The organism is Moorena sp. SIO3I6 (genome assembly GCF_010672095.1).
On the sequence record NZ_JAAHHU010001759.1, the window covers coordinates 1 to 1,015 of the forward strand.

Annotated in this window: 1 protein-coding gene; it reads right to left on the minus strand. The window is 39.9% G+C overall.

Going from position 1 to position 1,015, the window contains the following annotated elements; genetic code table 11:
- Positions 1-124: 124 nt before the first annotated feature.
- A complete protein-coding gene (locus tag F6K49_RS52910; RefSeq protein WP_293111142.1) occupies positions 125-433 on the minus strand; it encodes a hypothetical protein in 309 nt (102 codons plus the stop codon).
- Positions 434-1,015 lie beyond the last annotated feature (582 nt).

Consider the following 1,015-nt stretch of genomic DNA (forward strand, 5'->3'; position numbering starts at 1 on the left):
TTACCTTAGTTATAAGGGTTTGAGCTTGCTATTACATGAATCTAGGGTTAATTTGAGACTGTATCTTCCCTAAGCTCATTGGCCTCAAAGGCTTATATAATAAGCTTTTTAGGGCTCATGTCATCTACTCATGTTCCACCTCACCAACAGCAATAAAGCTGAAACCACTCGGTACAGGACGATCGGGTGTTGAAGTTTGGCATACGAAGTACTCAGGTTCAATATCAACGACTGAAATAGACATTTGAAAACTTCGCCAAGAATCCCCATAAATTGTACAGGTTACTCCAGGACATTCTGCAAATGGCTGATCAAACGTTATAAGGTAAAACCCCTGCTGCTTTTTGTCAACCTTGAAGCCTTTACCAGATAAAATACCGCCGTGTGGCTTAACAACACCGAAGATATGAGCGTCATCATGAGATGTAGCCATTGTTTCAACTAACTCCTGTTAGATTTACTGTTTATAAAGGGTTGTAGGAAAAAAGAATTGATTACATTCTTTTGTTTCACTACACATAGGGATTTTAGTAAGTAGTCGGACAAAAGTAAACGGCACTATATAGCAGTTTTAAATGATTCGTGAAATATATTGGCTAAAGTGTTCGCGATAGCGTCGGCCTCGCCGAATCGCTATAACCTTTTACCAGCAATGATTCCAGATTTGTCTGATTTTACAAATGATTTAGAATTGCTATATTATTAACTTTTATAAAATCCAGCGATTGCTCTCAAGGGCAACGATTGTGTATATTAATTAACTTATTAATAAGCTACCTTGATCAGGGTAAACGCATCTTATAAAGATATTCCAGATGCCGTCATGACCATCATCCAAGCAGATCAGTGGCGTGCCTAGGGGCTGTTGGTTGACCCAACTGAGTAAAGCAGCTATAGTTAGGTGAGCATATGACAATCAGGGAATGATCTATCAACCACCACGTCCAAAAATTCCTGAGTGTAGCTGGCAACGCCCCCTGGGACTAGGCTGGGATAACCCTTATACTGTCCGTTA